Genomic DNA, 18,018 nt, shown 5'->3' with positions numbered 1-18,018 from the left:
TTTAGAAATAAATCAAAAATAGAGCTAGTTAATTATGTTTTTGCAATCATAAATTCTGGTTTAGGATTCATTTCTATAACTTTAATTTTTTTAGCACCAGATCAATTTCTATTATCCTTAAACAAGATAATGATTAATCTTTTGATAGCAGGGGGAATGGCAGTATCAGTTGGGTTAGTTCAAAAGCTAATTAAGAAAAAATCTGAGTCGAAAGGAAAAATAGTAGCTAAGTTATGCAATATATTTAGAAATAATCTCTTATTACCTTGGTTGGTATTTTATGTTATCTACTGCTTATTGCTAGTTCATACAATCTTCTTTAGTGAATCTCCTTCTTTAATAGATTACCTGAAAAACTCATTGGAGATATCATCAGGTTATTCCAGCGCAATGAGTATATTCGGCTTCACTAAATTTAATTTTTTCAAGATTCAACTAGCAATTGCTATATCAGACTTTTTTTTGATAATCTGGCTGATGTTTTTGATAACAAAGGAAGGATATTTAAATTTATCTTTGTCCTTATTTTTTGTTATTTTTCTATCCTTTAAACACGGTTTTGTTCGTCAAGATGGTCATGTTGTAGTTTTTGCTATAGTAGTTCCCCTAGTTACTTCACTATTAATTCTGAGAATTTCCAAATTTCGCCATCAAAAAATATCTTACTATTTCTTTGCTTATATATTGATCGCCTCCTTACTCATTTCTTTCCCTTATATCAGTCCAAGAAATCAAGCCAAAACATTAATGCCTAAACAGGCTATAAACAATCTTAGCTATCTATTTGATATAAAAAACTTAAGGTTGACAATAGATAAAGAAACCAGAGGTAATCTAGCCGATGTTCAACTTCCCGACAATGTTAAAAACTTAGTTAATGGCAAAACAATAGATATCATTCCTTGGGAAATTTCATTAGTTCCCGCTAACCAACTTAACTGGAAACCTAGACCAATATTCCAATCTTATTCAGCATATACAAAGACTCTCGATAATTTCAACTTTGAAAGTATGTCAAAATTACCAAGAGATTATATTTTTTATAATTTCATGGCAATTGATGGTAGACATCCTTTCTTTGATGAACCTAAGACTTTTTCTTATGTTTTCTGTAATTACGAACCATCAGGAGATGTACCTGATTTTATCAAGACTCCTAAACTCTCAAATATAGTCCTTTTAGAAAAGCGTCAGGTGAGCCGATGTTTGCCAGATTCTTTGGGTGAAATATCATCAATTCCTTGGAATAATGCTTATTCTATAGAAGTTGGTAATGGGAAGATAATTAGGGCAAAAGTTAAGTTTCAATATTCCCTTTTAGGAAAAATTTATAAAACTCTCTTTAGATCACCACCTGTAATGATGAAAATAATTTATGTAGACGGATCTCAAAATACTTATAGAATAATTCCAGAAAATTCAGAAAATGGCGTTATAGTCAGTCACCTCCCCAAAGATGATAATGAAGCTTTGTCATTCTTGCGAGGACAATTACCAGCAAAAGTTAAGTCATTCAGTTTCCAAGCAAGCAATTCTCTTTTGTACGTACCGAAAATAGAACTAAGTTTTCTATCAAATAAATTACTTGATTAACTAATACAAAATAAATCCCATGAGCAAACAGATTTTAATCACAGGTGGAGCAGGATTTGTAGGTAGTGCTTTGGGTCTAGGACTTGCTCAACGCTATCCTGACTGGAAAATTACCGCTTTAGATAACTTAAAGCGACGAGGTTCAGAATTGAATTTACCCAGACTTAAACAAGCGGGGATTCAGTTTGTTCATGGTGATATTAGAAGTCAAGAAGATTTAGATCCCATCGCACTTCAACCTGATTTAATTTTAGAATGCTCCGCTGAACCTTCAGTATTAGCTGGGTATACTTCTCCGGGTTATGTGCTGCAAACTAATTTGGTAGGAACAATTAACTGCTTAGAATTAGCACGACAAACTCAAGCGGATTTTATTTTTCTGTCTACCAGTCGGGTTTATCCCATTGCTTACCTCAATGCTTTGGAATTTACAGAAACAGAAACCCGTTTTCAACTCTTAGAACAACAGCCTTTAGTAGGGGCATCAAATCATGGTATCTCTGAGGAATTTCCCTTAGATAAAGCCCGCTCTCTTTATGGCTCAACTAAACTCGCTTCAGAATTACTGATTGCTGAATATGCTGATGCTTATGGAATCAGAACTCTGATTAATCGTTGTGGAGTCCTAACTGGTCCTTGGCAAATGGGCAAAGTAGATCAAGGTGTGTTTGCTTTGTGGATGGCGTTTCACTACTTTCAAAAACCTTTAAAATACATTGGTTATGGGGGGACTGGTAAACAAGTTAGAGACTTTTTACACATAGCAGATTTATTAGACCTAATTGACATCCAGATTTGTAGTTTGGAGGAATTAAAGGGGCAAACTTTTAACGTTGGTGGTGGAGTTAATAACACCCTTTCACTGTGGGAAACAACTCAGCTTTGTCAAGAAATTACCCAGAATCAAATTCCCATTACCCCTATTCCCGAAAATAGAATTGGTGATGTACCAATCTTTATTACAGATTCTCTCAAAGTGATGAATGCTACTGGATGGCAACCTCAAAGAGATGCCAAAAAGACCCTAACTGAAATTTATGAGTGGATTTGTCAATTTGAGTCCCAAGTCAGTGATATTTTTAATTAAGAGTTGTTTTTTCACTCAAACTTGGGCAAATAGCCATAGGAGTGAAAATTATCGTAGGGACAATTCATGAATTGTCCCTACAAGGGTTTGGTGGTTATGCACATTTAATTACCACCAGATGTCTATTACCAAAGACTCAAGTACCGCAAGAACCTCATGTTTTTTCTCGTAATGAATGGGGTCAAGTCCAGGGGAGAAAGAGAACAATACAGTACATAACGTATTAAATTCAACAAATATACTCATTCCTAACTTTTCGTTACATAGTTATAAACTTTTCCGCAGACCTACTTACTTACTTCTTCTTTAAATTGTTTTTGGCAAATCAGAAGGTAAAAGAAAGCAGTAATCCAAATTGTACTTTGAATGATTTGTACAAATGGTAAATCCGTGACTTTTGAAGGAATTAATAAACTCAATAAAACTAAGGTTAATATCAAAACATTTGATTTATTTGGCTTATTAAAAGTCAAATCAATTACTGCTAATAACAAGAAAACTAACATGACATTATCATGAACTAGATGATAAGTCCATAACCGACCTATGACAGAAGCAACAGCAAAGAGAAACAACAAAGAATGATCCTTAAATAAATAAAATAACCCGATAATTACAACAGTGGCCACTACAGCTAATAATATTGTTGCTACAAGTGGATTAATTCCGAATTTCATTAAAACATTGATTCCCGAAGTTCCTGTATCAACATAGTATTGGGAAACTTTAATCATTTTCTCAACCATATAAATAGGAGAAACTTTCACCAATATTCCTATTATTGAACTAGAAATAACAATATACAAACAGCAAGCTATGACCGCATTAATTCTTTTTTTGATAACGGGGATAAAAAAGTAAAGGGCAGAAATATTTGGTTTGAGTAAAGCTAAACCTAAAATTAACCCTGCTGATAAATTATAATTTTTCTGCAATAACCAAAACATAACAATTAACAAGGCATTAATAATAATGCCATATTGTCCAGCACTCAAGGTAGTAGAATGACTAGCAAGTGAGAGACAAGCACTGACTGTAAACCAGGTTTTTAATTTTCCATAACGTTTGCCTATTTGATAAGCAAAAATAGCTAAAATAACTAAGGCTATGGTATTTAATAAAGCATGATACCAGCGAGTTAATTCCAAAGAAATAGGTGGAAAAAATATCAAGCCTGAGAAAAAAGCCCAAGGTGGATATCCCCCAGAGGTTACAGCACCTAGTTGGGGGTCTATAAAAGGTGAATTTCTAGTAATATCGTAGGGATATAAACCCCGATAAATATATTGTTGTTCTTTCCAGCGACTATATAAATCTGCTGCACCAATTTCCTGATCTACAATTAAGTAATAATAGCCTTTGATAAAGTAAGCAAAACAGAGTATAGTTAAAACTGTAGATAGACCAAAGATAATTTTTGCAGGAGTCAGCTTTTTGAAAAATACTGGGTTATTCATTTGAAATAGTATCTGATGTTTTTGCTTAGTGTTGCTATTAGTTCAAGAGAGTTATTATGAAATTGAAAGATATCCCATTTCTTTTAGATAAAATATCACCTTACTTGTACTTTCGTCAACAGTTTCATATTCAGTATGACAAATAATTTCAGCATTGACAGGTTCTTCGTAGGGATCATCAATACCTGTAAATTGTTTAATTTCTCCACTTCTAGCTTTTGCATATAAACCTTTCACATCTCTTTTTTCACAAGTATCTAAGGATGCTTTGACATAAACTTCTACAAAGTTTTCTGTCATTTCTCTTACTTCTTCTCTAGTTTTTTGATAGGGACTGATAGCGGAGACAATCACAATTACTTGATGACGACTCAATAAACTAGCCACAAATCCAATCCGACGAATGTTACAATGTTTTTCAGAGTTAAATTATGAAAAATTTGGGAGCGATTAATCTATTATTCATTCGATTACAAAAGTTAGCTACTATTACCCGATCTAATGAATGGTGGGCATCTAAGGGATCACCTGTACTAGCTACAGCCTATGCTACAGCGTCAATTCTCAATATTCCACTTGTTTCCCTATGGAATTCACTCATATTTCTCCTGATATCTTTAACAGTGGTCGCAATTTATGCTCACCTCCTAAATGATATCTCAGATCAAGATGAGGATCTCATAGTGGGTAAATCTAATGGTTTAGCCGGTCGTTCAAAATCCTTCAAGGGCATAGCAATTATATTATGTCTATTTCCAGGGCTTTTAGTAATAGGATGTTTAATTAAATTACCTTTAGCTCTTGCTATTTATATCAGTAACTGGCTGATTTTCATTTGTTACTCAATTCCGCCTATACGGTTAAAACAAAGGGGATTTTTAGGTGTCTTAGCTGATGCGACTGGGGCGCATTTGCTGCCAAATTTATTTGCAGTGGTCTGGATAGCTCATGCTTCGGAGCAAAAGATTCCATTACTATGGATAATTCTAGTAGGCATTTGGTCACTGGCGACTGGGTTACGAGGGATTCTCTGGCATCAGATAAAAGATATAGAGAATGATCGTTTAACTGGAGTTAATACTTTTGCAGTTCAAACATCTATCAAAACCTTAAAAGGCTTAGGTCAATGGGTTGTTTTTCCACTAGAAGTTATAGCCTTCACTGGCATGGTGATTATTTGTGGCAATTACTTACTTATTATTTTTCTGCTAATTCATTTGGTAACACAATGGCTAAGATACCATTTTTGGCAAATTAATAGTATTATTGTTGCGCCTGTTTCCTCAGATAGTATGCTCCTAGAAGAATACTACGCTTTATTTTATCCCTTAGCCTTTTTAGTCTCAGCAGCCTGGCAGAATCCACTTAATCTAATCTTTTCAGGAATTCATTTGATACTTTATCCAAATCATTTACGGTGGTGGCTTAGAGATATTCATGGTCTGCTAAGATGGGAGATTCCTAATTATTTCAGTAAGTTTCAAAAAAGTTAATCTAGTGAACTACCCACACTGACTTGGAGTACCAAGTACAGTGTCGGCTTCTGTACTCATAGGGGAGTGCCGCAACTTAGACTTTCGACCAAGTTTTGGTCTTATCTCCCCTCCTACAGCAGAAACGGCTGCACCTTCCGCCTTGATGATTCTGATACCCTCTACTCTAATATTTATCGCTGCGTTTCCATCTCTATCATGATGACTACCACAATGAGGACAAGTCCATTCACGGACATCTAGTGGCATATCACTCACTTGATAAAAACAATTAGAACAGAGCTTAGAACTGGGAAACCATCTATCAATCTCAACTAATTTACCACCTTTACGTTCTAGCTTATAGGCTAAAAAATTAGTGAATGTCCCCCATCCAACATCAGATATTGATTTTGCCAAATTGTGATTACGAACCATGCCTTTGACATGAAGATTCTCTACTATAACAGCTTGGCTATCGCTGACTAACTTATAACTAAGTTTATGTAGAAAATCTTGCCGAGAATTACTAACCCGTTCGTACACTTTGGCAACAACTTTTCTATATCTATTTCTTGATTTACTTCCCTTTTGTTTACGTGCTAATTTTTTCTGTTTGCGTTTAAGGTTTTTTTCCTGCTTGGCAAGGTGTTTAGGGTTATCATATAAGACAACCTTTTCACCATCAGTGACAACAGCAAAATGTTTTAATCCTAAATCAATACCATAAATCTTCCCTTCGGAAATAGTTGGATTTTCCCTTGTGTTGAGCGGAGTCGAAACACCTTCTACTTCAGTCAGGATAGATGCAAAATATTTACCTGATGGAGTTTTACTAATAGTGACAGTCTTAATTTTGCCATCAATAGGTCTATGTATTTTGGCTTTGACTATCCCTATATTGCCGGGAAGTTTGATATTACCATCTACAACCTTGACGTTTTGAGGATATTGGATAGACTGTTTACCGTGCTTAGATTTGAATTTAGGAAACCCCGCACGTTTATCAAAAAAGTTTTTATACGCTGTAGTTAAATTTAGTGTTGTAGCCTGTAAAACTTGGCTATAACAATCACCTAACCAAATAGTATCTTCTGCTTTTTTGAGAACAGGAAGTAATGCGTTGAGTGCAGCACGGCTAAGTCCTTTACTCGTCTCTTTGTAAGTCTCAATTGACTTATTTAGAGCATAATTCCACCACCACCTAGCACATCCAAAAGATTGCGCTAGTTGTGTTTCCTGTTCTTTTGATGGATATATACGAACTTGAACAGCCTTGTGTATCACCCAAATTACCTCCTGGATACCTCTATTTTAGCATGATATATTATTTTGAGTAATGGCATAATACATAATATTGGAAAACCCTCAAATGTTCTTTGCTCTTACTCGGCTATGCCTCGTATTGATTGAGAACGATTTCGGTTTTTCCCGCCTTATATCCCGCCACTGATTTGGAGTACCAAATTCAGTGGGGGACTTACGGCGTAGTAGTTAAGCTAAGTAAAAAGTTTTTTGAAAAGTCTAATTTATTACCCACCTGGCGACTCGAAGTCGCGGCTACACAGACGAAACCCACCTTCGTGGGTTCAAAAGCCTTAATTTTTGATTAGTCCACGCAGGTGGACTTTGTTTGTGTAGTCGCGTATCCCTGACGGGAGCCGGAGGCATCTTTCTAATCGCCGGAAACTTTTCAAACATCCTCTAATTCGGCACGATCAAATCAATATACATTTTGTTTTGTAAAAACCCTGAAATCACCTATTTATCAAGTATTTGTTGAATTTACATTTCGTTACATATATTCATTGTTTAACGCCAACTTGTTTATCATAGATTCATATATACTAATCTAGTTTTAGCCATAGCAACAGTAAGTTAAATATTAGGTTCCGCAAATGACGGAGAACAGGGAAATATGAGACAGTTTTTTGCCGACTCAGTATTACAGGATCAGTTCCTACCTGCTGGATATGTCCAGGTTCCGATGCTCTCTGCCAAAGAAATATCCTACTTGATCTCGGAAATTGGGAAATTGCGTCCTGATGATAACTTTAACCCACCACCTGGTGAAAAATATTGGACTTCTTATCACTGCTCTTTTCTTGATAAAAACGTCGACTACAAACGTCAGGCATTCGGCTTGATTAAAAAGGTCTTTAATCCCTATTTAAAGCGGTATATGCCAGACTTCGAGATTGTCAATGCCAACTTCTTTGTTAAGCCGCCGCATAGTGGAGCAATGAAGATTCATCAAAACTGGACGGCGTTAGAAATGGAGGATACGACAGTAACCCTCTGGTGTCCTTTACAAGATGTAGATGCTCACAATGGCGGAATTCACGTTGTTCCCGGTAGCCATAAAATTATTCCTCACGTTGAAAGTGTTATGTGTTCCCCCTATTTTAAAGACATTCAGGAAGCCCTGATGGAAAAATACCTTCAGCCGATACCGATGCGGGCTGGGGAAGGGCTGATATTTGATGATGGACTTATCCACTGGACACCAGTGAATAACTCTGAGGTAGCAAGAATTGCTGTCCAGATTTTTTGTGTGCCAAGTGACGCAACGCCCTTTCTATATCTCTTTGATCAGAATCATCCAGAACACTTTGAGAAAATTGAGGTGGATGAAGAGTTTTTCCTATCTCAGTCAATAACCGATATGATTGTCCGTCAGCCCCACTGGAAAAGTCTGGGCTTTGTCGAGAACAAGAACCGTTATATTTCTGAAGAAGAATTTATTGAACTCCTCAAAAAAGGAGACGAAATCCGCCAGAAAATCTACTTTCCGAACACAAATCCTAACTCGTGAGTAATTACCATGCGAAAAATACTTAATAATGAAACCCAAAATAGCTTGTTGATCAAAAGAGGTTATATTCAACAGCAAATTTTGTGCGAATCCGAAATTCAGTATTTGTTGGATCAGGTTCGTAAAGTCTGTCCTGAAAATGATTTTCAGCCCCATAGAGAAACTTCTTCACACCCCTACATCTTTTCCAGTTATACACATACTCAGAATCTACGCGAATTTGGTTCCAGGATTGTACAGGAAGTTCTATTCCCTCACGTTGAGCAAATTTTTGACAACTACCGTATGATTAGTTGTGGATTGTTTATTAAGGCTCCAAAAGGTGGATGGCTTGACATTCATTATCATCACCAGATAATCATTGATGTAGAGAAATATTGGCTGATGGACATCTGGTGTCCTTTAACGGATACAGACGTTTCTAATGGCACGTTCCATGCTGTTCCAGGAAGCCACAAAATCTTTCCAAAAATCATTCATCATACGGACGGTTACGGTCCTTTTTTTCAAAATTATACCCAAGTTATTCGAGATAAATATTCGATTCCGCTACCATCAAAGGCAGGGGAGGCGGTCATTTTTGAAGATAGTATGCTGCATTGGTCGCCGAATAATATGACAGACTACCCACGATATGTTATTCACTGTACCTGTATCCCAAAAGAAGTGATGCCCATTCATGTGCATTTTGATCCTAAGACTCCCCAGCAGTTTGAACTGTATGAGGCAACAGATAAATTTTTAACCGAAACCGTCTTTGATAAATCATTACCAAGACCAAACAATCTAAAACTGCTGGCAATTATCCCTAATAACAATCACGCTTATACTCTGGAAGAGTTTGAGGAACGAATGCAGAATCCTGATAAAATTCGACGTGAACTTTATCCCAATATCCCTAATATTTCTGAGGAGGAGTTTCTGGAACTCCTTCAGAATGAGGACGAAATCCGCCAGAAAATCTATTCTCCGAACGTAACTTTTAACTAGGGAGCAATTACCATGCGAAACATACTTCATAATGAAACTCAAAATAGCTTGTTGATAAAAAGAGGCTATATTCAGCAGCAAATTTTGTCAGAATCGGAAATTCAGTATTTGTTGAATCAGGTTCGTAAAGTCTGTCCTGAAAGTGATTTTCAGCCCCATAGCGATGCTTCTTCACACCCCTACATTTTTTCTAGTTATGCTGCGGTAGATTCTGAGTATCTACGTGAATTTGGTTCCAGGATTGTAAAGGAAGTTCTATTCCCTCACGTTGAGCAACTATTTGACGGCTACCGCATCATGAGTTGTGGATTGTTTATTAAGGCTCCAAAAGGGGGATGGATTGACATTCATTATCACCACCAGATAAACATTGATGAAGAGAAATATTGGCTGATGGACATCTGGTGTCCTTTAACGGATACAGACGTTTCTAATGGCACGTTCCATGCTGTTCCAGGAAGCCACAAAATCTTTCCAAAAATCGTTCATCATACGTGTAGCTACGATCCTTTTTTTAAAGATTATACCCAAGTTATTCGAGATAAATACTCGATTCCGCTACCATCAAAGGCAGGGGAAGCTGTCATTTTTGAAGATAGTATGCTTCATTGGTCGCCGAATAATATGACAGACTACACACGATATGCTATTCACTGTATGTGTATCCCAAAGGAAGTGACACCTATTCATGTCCATTTTGACCCCAAGGCTCCCCAGCAGTTTGAATTGTATGAGGCAACAGATAAATTTTTAACCGAAACCGTCTTTGGTAAACCAATACCGAGACCAAGCGATCTAAAACTGCTGGCAATTACCCCTAATAACAATCACGCCTATACTCTGGAAGAGTTTGAGGAACGAATGCAGAATCCTGATAAAATTCGACGTGAACTTTATCCCGATATCCCTAATATTTCTGAGGAGGAGTTTCTGGAACTCCTTGAGAAGGAGGACGAAATCCGCCAGAAAATCGACTCTCCGAACGTAATCCATAACTTGTCAGCAATGAACCCAGAAATGAGGGTGAGTTTGGACGATACTCAGCAGAAGGTAATGACATCAGGGATAGCAAAAGTGCCTTCAGTTCTGACTCGCATTGCTGCAACTTGTATGGATATCCTGGGTATGAAGCCCCGATCAACAGCAAAGGTGCTGTCCGTTCCTCAGACATCAGGTGTGATTCGTCAAGCTGGCACTCCGATTAACCAGCATACGGTTGCCGATGTCACCAATTACTACAACGAGTGGACTCAAAGCTATATCGAGGGCTTTGGAGAGGTTTTTCAGGGATCAAGACCTGATTCGACGGATGAACTACTCGATTATATTATTGGCGCGGCTCAGTTAGAGGATGGCATGACAGTGTTAGATGCGGGGTGCGGTGTCTGTGGACCTGCCATCGCGTTTGCTGAACGCCGAAACTTGAGGATTGAAGCAGTCACGCTTTCTGAAGTTCAGGTTGCGGAGGGGCAACAACGCATTCAGGATCGAGGGCTGCAAAACCGTATTACTGTGAGAAAAGGGGATTTTCACCAACTTGCAAAAATTTATCCACCCGCCCACTTCGACCGGGTTTTATTTCTGGAATCGCTCTGCCACGCTGAGGATTATCGAGAGGTTATCCGACAAGCAAAACAAGTCCTCAAGCCAGGTGGGTGCATTTACATTAAGGACTTTTACGCGGCAGATTACCGTTCCAGTCCCCATCTGCTCGAAGTGCAGGCAGAAGATTTGCGTGAGTTGAATCGAATTTACTGTCTGATTATGCCAGACCTTCCCAGTACGGTGGACCTGATTAGTGAGTTAGGATTTGGTATCATTTATTTGCGAGAACCCCAGTACACCTATTCTCCGGCAGCTTGGGAAAACTTTATGCGACATACCAATGTTTTCTGGCTTCCGAAATTGGATAACCCAGAGCGGGCAGTCATACGACCGATAGAAATTTTTGCGTACAATTATCATTGATGACTAGACACTACTAATTAAGTTGGCATTAAATAATCAATCTATCTATACAACAAATGTTAAGTTAACGAATATCTTGCCAAAGAAGATGTTTCACAGATTTGACAAAGCCAAGTATGTAAGTAAGTTTATTATGCCAACTTAGGAACGCAAATTTAATAACCTGCAATTCTGATGTAACCTGGAATGGTGCGTTACGCTGTCGCTAACACACCCTACTTTTGCACCTTATTTAATTCACATTCCTTACTTAACTTCAAAATATGAAAAATATTCGTCACGCTTTCAAAGATTCAGTCCTTCAAGAAGAGTTCTCAAACAAAGGCTATGTGGTTGTAAATTTGGCTGAACCTGGTGAATTAAAAAACTTGGCTGAGGCTTATCAATATCTCTATCCAAACAAAGAGCAAGGCTGTGTATTCTCATGTCATGATACTGATTTCGAGCGTAAGTTAAAGGCACAAAACCTGCTTCGTCGTGTGATTGGGGAAAAGGCACTTAATTTGTTTGATGCTTATAAATTCGTGAGTGGAGCGTTTGTTGCCAAGCACCCTGGAGAGACCAGTGTTGTTTCACCCCATACTGACTTGACCTTTGTTGACCACAAGCAGTACTCAGCCGTCGCTGTCTGGACTCCTCTTACAGAACTTACTTCTGAGGCGGGACGGTTACACATATTGGCAGGATCTCATCATTACACACCCCTGTGTGGGTCAAATCTTTATAGGAATTATACAGACATCGCCATCTCAAGCATGACTGAGATTGACCTAGAAATCGGACAGGCTGTCTGTTATGATATGCGGACGATTCATGCATCCCCTGCCAACAAATCATTGTCTCCCCGTATTGCTGGAAATTGTGTCTTTATCCCAGACGAAGCCGACCTCTGGCATATAACTCGTCAAGATGGGAAAATCCTGATCTATTCCGTTGACAATGATTTCTACAGTAGACAGTGCGGTGATGAGGCAAGCAATCAAGAGCTATTGAGGAATTATCGAGTTATTCATTCTGAACCGTTTGAATCAGATTTACTTGAAAATGAGTTCCAAAGGAATAATTCTCAACCCTTTGGCTTCTTTCAACGGGTAATCAAGCGGTTAGGCATTGTTTGAAAAGTCAACTATTTTGCATCGCAGGATCGGTAAAATCAAAAATAAGAGTAATTTCTACTCCCATTGTACTGGAATATGAAATAGGCATTTAGCACTTCGAGAAAAATTCAAACTAGGGTCTGCCAAACCTTTAACCTCAAAGCTGTAAAGTTGATCTCTGATCCCTTTCCATCCTAAAATGTCATGGGTGTCATACTCTACCACATGTACTTCTAACTGATATTTTCCTGGGAGGAGTGGCAATTGATTAATTGTGCATCTAAATTCATTTTGTCCTGCTTTTATTTGATAACGCTGATCTCCATAACTCCCAGTCATATTCGCCATCTCAAAAAGTCCATCTTTTCTTAAAGAAAAACCAATAAGGATCGGGTGGTTATCAAGTTGTGAATGACAAGTTAATCGAATTTGAACTTGACTACCTGGAAAAATTTCTTCCCCGTTTGTAGCAACTACCTCTACTTGTTCAATTTTGACTGTACCTAGTTTCTCTCCTGTTATTAGATATTCATCTTCATTTGCTTGTTCGTATGGATTATTAACTATTGATAGGGAATAATTCTGCTCCATCAAATCATTGTAAGCGTGAATTATATCATCAGGTTTACCAGTATTATGTACTTGTCCCTGATTCAAAAGAACAACTTGATGACATAGTGATTTGATTTGATACATTTGATGAGAAACCAATAATATGGCTCCACCTTTTTGAATATAATCTCTGAGATAAATTTGAAACTTCTGCTGGAAGTGAATATCACCACCTCCTAAAGCTTCATCTATGATAAAAACATCTGGTTGCAGTTGAGTATAAATAGAAAATGCTAACTTTAATCGCATTCCTGTACTATATGTACCTACGGGAGCATCAATAAAGCTTTCAATACCTGAATAATCAATAATGTGATTGATCTTTTGTTTGATTTGGGATTCACTGAAGCCATATCTTGATAGTTGATTATAGATATTTTCTCGCCCTGTTTGAAAAGTATTTAATCCAGCTTGAGCATCTATCATCACTACTTGATTAGTATGCCATATTACCTGACCTAATGTGGGACGTAAAATCCCCATAATTAAATTAATCAATGTGCTTTTACCAGCACCATTATGTCCAATTAAGCCTAGCACCTCACCTGCTCTCAATTGTAAATTGACATCATAAATAGACCAAAATTCGCCAGGACGTAAACGATTTTCCCCCTCGGATTTACGGCGAAATTCCCAGAAAATATCTGCAATTGTATATCGGATTGATAACTTGGGATTACGACAAAATCGTTTTGATAAATGCTTTGTTTCTAAAAGTATCTTTTCCATAATTTAATTTAGCGATCGCTCGATTATATAAGGTAAACATAAACGACAAAATAACCAACTTACTAAGAGTAATATTACAGTTAGAGGTAGTAATGTAAATAAAGCTAAAGTATTAACTGTACCCACACCATAGGTTAAAAATCTTATTCCTTCAAACAGATAAGTTAGGGGATTAAATTGCTGTAGAGAATAAAGCCAATTTCCGGGTTGTACAATTACAAATACAGGAGTAACAAGAAATACCAACCAAGGGAAAAACTGCATAACATTTTCTAAATCTTTACTTAAAGCATTCCAAGGAGCTAATAATAAACCCAAACCAGAGCCGAAACTTATAATTGAGGCCATCCCCAAAAAAGCCAGAGGAAATGTTAAAGCAGGATTGATATTAAAAACTAAAAGAATAGCAATCAACACTGGCAGACGCATCAAGAAGTTAAAGGTAGTTTCCGCCAAACCAGCCATCATAATAGCTTCTAAGGGAACTTTTTGTCTAACCAATATGTGAATGTATTGGTTAAGTGAAACCCGCTGAATATTTAAAGCTTCCAGAAACGTTTGTGCCATAATTAGCCCAAAGATACCATAAACTTGTGGTGGCACTGTACCTGCAATTAAAATAGGAATGCGATCGCCAAAAGTGGGCATTTGATCGCGCTGTCCCAATGTTAGTAAGATAGCTATTAAAGCTGAAGGAACAAATGCCCAGAATAGTCCAAGAGATGAATAACGATAACGTTGGGCTATATTTTGCAAAAACAGTCGTTTAGCAAATCCCGACGATGAGCGTAAATCCAGCCATGCACTTGTCAAAAATGCTCTAATTGAAAATAACTGACTTCTAGCACTGTTAATCCTTACAGAACTAGATAAATCACTACTGGTTTTTTCGGACTCAGAAGAAGGCAAATTCACATTCTATCTCCCATAGATGCGGAATTAACTGGCAAAGTAGATAACTGAAGCAACTTATCAGCAAATATCTGTTCTGGGTGGGGAGGAATTAGCTCCCTAATGGATATAGATGCTTCCTTGCCAATATATTCCCATTCATAACGACGCTGCCAAGCTCGTTCCAAAGCTTCATCAATTGCTGCAAAAAAAGCTCCCTTAGCTATAAACCCAGTTAGATCATCTTCTACAACCTCGGAAATACCTCCAACATCTGTAACAATTCCTGGTCTACCACACATCATCGCTTCTACTAAAGCTATGGGTAAACCTTCCGCACGAGAAGGCATAATCAGCGCGTGATGATCATGCCAAATATCTAGAATATTCTCTACAAACCCAGGGAAACTAACGTTTTTTAGTCCTAAAAGTTTGGTCATGTCAATGAGTCCATCTCTATCAACTCCCTGTCCGAAAAAGGAGATATGTAAATTGCGATTTTGCCACTTATCTTCAGCGAGAACTCTTAATAAAACATCTTGTCCTTTATCTAAAATCCACAAACGGCCAACACAAGCAATTTTAAAATAATCATTTTCTGGTTGGGGATAAGGTAAAGCCTCTGGAATTATAGCTCGATGGGGATTTCTGACAACTTCAGCATTGGTCAGACTGTAACCAATTTGAGCTTCTGTTAAAGACAAATTGTGTTTGGAGACAAAGAAACAATATTTGGCTTGAGCATAGACATCTCGCATTATCCAGAAAATAACCAGCGATCGCAAAATTCCCGATCCTCCGCCGCAGCTAAGGGAAAATTAAGATCAAATTGTCCTACTTGATTAAATAATTCCCTAGAAACAGCAAAATTATTAGAAGCGAAAAACTCAGGTTGAGAAGAATTTAGATTGTAATAATCGTAAATATAATCAATGAGTAATTGACTAGCTGTGGAGTATGGGTTGTCCGGTAAGGCGTTGATGGTTTTTCCTCCTAAGAGGGCATTTGGTCTTTTAGAGAAGATATTTTCCAGGGCTGAGAGCCAATTTGGATCGAGAGTGCAGTCATCATCTGTAAATCCTAAATATTGCCCTTTGGCCAGATTAGCACCTGTATTTCTAGCCATTGCTGGACCTGCATTAGCTTGGTGAATTAAGGTGATATCTAGCTGACTTTGAAACGATTTAACTACCCTATCTAAAGAGATTGTGCTACCATCATCCACTACTATCACCTCAAAGCAGTTGTGAGGATAATCTAGATTAGCTAGAGATTGCAAGCAATTAGTTAATGGCTGTGGACGATTGTAGGTAGGAACAATGATTGAGAATAAAATCTGGTTTTCTAACATAGCTGTGGATTTTAGTTATTTTTCCTTAAATCCTTTTTTGTGAACTCCTCATAATAAGAACGTTCAGTATTTACATCCCACAAATCATGATTCTCCCCCAAAACATTTTTCGCGGCTAATAATCCTGTTAACATCGAATGATCTTGATTATTATAACGGTGCATCCCATTCCGTCCAATGGTTTGTAAGTTATCAAACCCCTGCAAATAATCTTGAATCACCTGCAAATGTTGACGATATTCCTGATCATAAACAGGATAAGCTTTTAATTGTCTAATTACTGTCCCATCTTCAATTTTATTGATATTTGACAATAGAGATAAATCTACAATTTCTCTACTAGCAAATTCGATTAATTCACTATCGGATCTTGACCAAAGTTCATCACCTTCAGAACAAAAATATTCCATACCCAAGCAAGTTTTACTACTATCAGGAACCATTGCCGGACTCCAGTTTTTAAAGTTTTGTATCCGTCCTACTTTAAATTCTGGACTATGAATATAAATCCAGTTATCTGGAAATAAATCAACTGCATCAATTATTAAAGCCACAATTAAAAAATCTCGATATTTCAAACTGCGTGCTGCTTGTAAAACTGCTGTTGGTGCTGGTGGTTCTAGCTTTAATATCAAAGCACTAATTGGCATACTAGAAATAAATTCGTCTGCTTGTAAATCAAAAGTTTGATTTTCTTGCTGAACGGTAATTTTTTGAATTTGATTATGTTGATGGTAAATCTTGTTTACTTCGGTATTGAGATGAACTATTCCCCCCTGATTAGTAATGATTTCTTGGCATTTTTCCCACATCATCCCTGGTCCTAATTCCGGGTAATAAAATTCCTTAATCAAGGATTTAGTTTGGTGATTTTTAACCAAACTGTCAAGAATTACCCTTTTCAATGACATTCCTTGAATGCGTTGCGCTGCCCAATCTGCTCTAATTTCTGTACAGGAAATGCCCCAAACTTTTTCAGTATAAGTTTTAAAAAAGGTTTCATATAACCTTTTACCGAAACGATTACAAACCCATTGTTCAAAATTCTCTTCCACTGGGTGAGGCTTGATTTTAGCTTGCAAATAACTAAATAACATGAGCAAGCTGTTAATAAATCCCAGATTTGATAAAGCGTTATTTACTTCCAAAGGATAGTTAAAGAACTTGCCATTGTAGTAAATGCGGGATAGACGAGGGACTTTTAGAAAGTTATTCCCCAATATTTCTAACCAAAGTTGCTGAACTTCTCGGACTTTAGTATAAAATCTGTGACCGCCAATATCAAAGCGATACCCTTTGTATGTTTCTGTACGCGAAATTCCCCCGACTCTATCAGCTTTTTCTAATACAATTGGCTGAGTATTTTGCTTAATCAAGTCATAAGCTGCTATCAGTCCAGCAGGACCAGCACCGATAATTAAGACAGTTTTTCGATTAGTCAATTAGTAGATCCGTATACTTGCCGTACAGGTTTTTTAAAAAGCACGAGGTTAACTGAAAATATGTCTTTTGGCAGATTTTAAATATCTCTATTAATGAGTATAGCTATAAACTATCAACCTTACCCCCCTCCCGCACAATAGTGTAAATACTGATATTCTTTTCACAATCAAGTATCAGACAAAAATAATTAGACATCTCCAAAAATTAAAGATACTTGACCTGAAAACCCTGTAGAGACGTTCCATGGAACGTCTCTACAATCTTTTTTGGAGATGTCTAAGTAATTGGACAAAAACATTTACAGTCATTGCGACCGAAGGGAAGCAATCGCAGGGGTTGTGATTGCTTCATTTCACTTCGTTCCATTGGCAATGACATTGTGTAATTAATTCTGTCTCACTACTTATTACATAATTTCCTCGAAATTCCTTGAGAATTTTTTCAAGAGTTGAAACGAAAGTTTTCCAATTTTTGTCAGTATCTACATTAATTAATTTATACTTGGTTTAATGG

At 37.2% G+C, this 18,018-nt stretch carries 14 protein-coding genes and 1 pseudogene; 7 read left to right on the top strand and 8 right to left on the bottom strand.

Annotated elements, in window-relative coordinates; genetic code table 11:
- Together IQ228_RS06640 and IQ228_RS06635 are read left to right on the top strand one after the other, a co-directional pair.
- A partial coding sequence (locus IQ228_RS06640) for a hypothetical protein (RefSeq protein WP_193962454.1) occupies positions 1-1,593 on the top strand: 1,593 nt, incomplete at its 5' end.
- Positions 1,594-1,612: 19 nt separating this feature from the next.
- The gene (locus tag IQ228_RS06635) at positions 1,613-2,680 is read left to right on the top strand and encodes an NAD-dependent epimerase/dehydratase family protein (RefSeq protein ID WP_193962453.1); all 1,068 of its coding nucleotides are present in this window, start codon (positions 1,613-1,615) and stop codon (positions 2,678-2,680) included.
- Between the two features lie 287 nt (positions 2,681-2,967).
- Here the strand turns inward: IQ228_RS06635 and IQ228_RS06630 are convergent, their stop codons facing one another.
- Both IQ228_RS06630 and cysC read right to left on the bottom strand, forming a co-directional pair.
- Positions 2,968-4,137 (bottom strand): glycosyltransferase 87 family protein, encoded by a 1,170-nt coding sequence (locus IQ228_RS06630; RefSeq protein ID WP_051424369.1) that lies wholly within the window; start codon positions 4,135-4,137, stop codon positions 2,968-2,970.
- A gap of 54 nt (positions 4,138-4,191) precedes the next feature.
- Positions 4,192-4,557: pseudogene (gene cysC / locus IQ228_RS06625) on the bottom strand (adenylyl-sulfate kinase); the annotation flags it as partial.
- A gap of 11 nt (positions 4,558-4,568) precedes the next feature.
- On the opposite strand from cysC, the gene IQ228_RS06620 reads away from it, so the two are divergent.
- Positions 4,569-5,630 (top strand): UbiA family prenyltransferase, encoded by a 1,062-nt coding sequence (locus IQ228_RS06620; RefSeq protein WP_027403200.1) that lies wholly within the window; start codon positions 4,569-4,571, stop codon positions 5,628-5,630.
- A gap of 9 nt (positions 5,631-5,639) precedes the next feature.
- Here IQ228_RS06620 and IQ228_RS06615 read toward each other — a convergent pair whose 3' ends face one another.
- Entirely contained in the window at positions 5,640-6,896 is a 1,257-nt protein-coding gene (locus tag IQ228_RS06615) for an RNA-guided endonuclease TnpB family protein (protein WP_193962452.1), read from the bottom strand.
- 631 nt (positions 6,897-7,527) lie between these two features.
- On the opposite strand from IQ228_RS06615, the gene IQ228_RS06610 reads away from it, so the two are divergent.
- The 4 genes from IQ228_RS06610 to IQ228_RS06595 all read left to right on the top strand — a co-directional run bounded on the left by IQ228_RS06610 (position 7,528) and on the right by IQ228_RS06595 (position 12,500).
- Positions 7,528-8,424: a phytanoyl-CoA dioxygenase family protein gene (locus tag IQ228_RS06610; RefSeq protein WP_193962451.1), complete on the top strand. Its 897-nt coding sequence runs from the start codon at positions 7,528-7,530 to the stop codon at positions 8,422-8,424.
- Positions 8,425-8,433: 9 nt separating this feature from the next.
- The gene (locus tag IQ228_RS06605; protein ID WP_193962450.1) at positions 8,434-9,414 is read left to right on the top strand and encodes a phytanoyl-CoA dioxygenase family protein; all 981 of its coding nucleotides are present in this window, start codon (positions 8,434-8,436) and stop codon (positions 9,412-9,414) included.
- A gap of 12 nt (positions 9,415-9,426) precedes the next feature.
- Positions 9,427-11,382 (top strand): class I SAM-dependent methyltransferase, encoded by a 1,956-nt coding sequence (locus IQ228_RS06600; protein ID WP_193962449.1) that lies wholly within the window; start codon positions 9,427-9,429, stop codon positions 11,380-11,382.
- Positions 11,383-11,645: 263 nt separating this feature from the next.
- The gene (locus IQ228_RS06595) at positions 11,646-12,500 is read left to right on the top strand and encodes a phytanoyl-CoA dioxygenase family protein (RefSeq protein ID WP_193962448.1); all 855 of its coding nucleotides are present in this window, start codon (positions 11,646-11,648) and stop codon (positions 12,498-12,500) included.
- Between the two features lie 54 nt (positions 12,501-12,554).
- On the opposite strand, the gene IQ228_RS06590 is transcribed toward IQ228_RS06595, so the two are convergent.
- From IQ228_RS06590 to IQ228_RS06570, 5 genes are read right to left on the bottom strand one after another with little or no spacing between them, the layout of a single operon-like run.
- On the bottom strand, positions 12,555-13,820 hold the full coding sequence (locus tag IQ228_RS06590) for an ABC transporter ATP-binding protein (protein ID WP_193962447.1): 1,266 nt from the start codon (positions 13,818-13,820) through the stop codon (positions 12,555-12,557).
- Between the two features lie 3 nt (positions 13,821-13,823).
- Entirely contained in the window at positions 13,824-14,735 is a 912-nt protein-coding gene (locus tag IQ228_RS06585; protein WP_027403195.1) for an ABC transporter permease, read from the bottom strand.
- A complete protein-coding gene (locus tag IQ228_RS06580) occupies positions 14,732-15,469 on the bottom strand; it encodes a glycosyltransferase (protein WP_228043727.1) in 738 nt (245 codons plus the stop codon). Before IQ228_RS06580 ends, IQ228_RS06585 begins: the two co-directional genes overlap by 4 nt.
- Positions 15,469-16,062: a glycosyltransferase family 2 protein gene (locus tag IQ228_RS06575; protein ID WP_193962446.1), complete on the bottom strand. Its 594-nt coding sequence runs from the start codon at positions 16,060-16,062 to the stop codon at positions 15,469-15,471. The genes IQ228_RS06580 and IQ228_RS06575 overlap by 1 nt, the downstream gene beginning before the upstream one ends.
- A gap of 11 nt (positions 16,063-16,073) precedes the next feature.
- Entirely contained in the window at positions 16,074-17,504 is a 1,431-nt protein-coding gene (locus IQ228_RS06570; protein ID WP_027403191.1) for an NAD(P)/FAD-dependent oxidoreductase, read from the bottom strand.
- Positions 17,505-18,018: the final 514 nt, after the last annotated feature.

This window comes from Dolichospermum sp. LEGE 00246 (assembly GCF_015207865.1).
In the GTDB taxonomy this organism is placed as follows: domain Bacteria; phylum Cyanobacteriota; class Cyanobacteriia; order Cyanobacteriales; family Nostocaceae; genus Dolichospermum; species Dolichospermum heterosporum.
The sequence above is the reverse complement of the archived record's forward strand: the minus strand, read 5'-3'. Positions and strand labels throughout refer to the sequence as shown.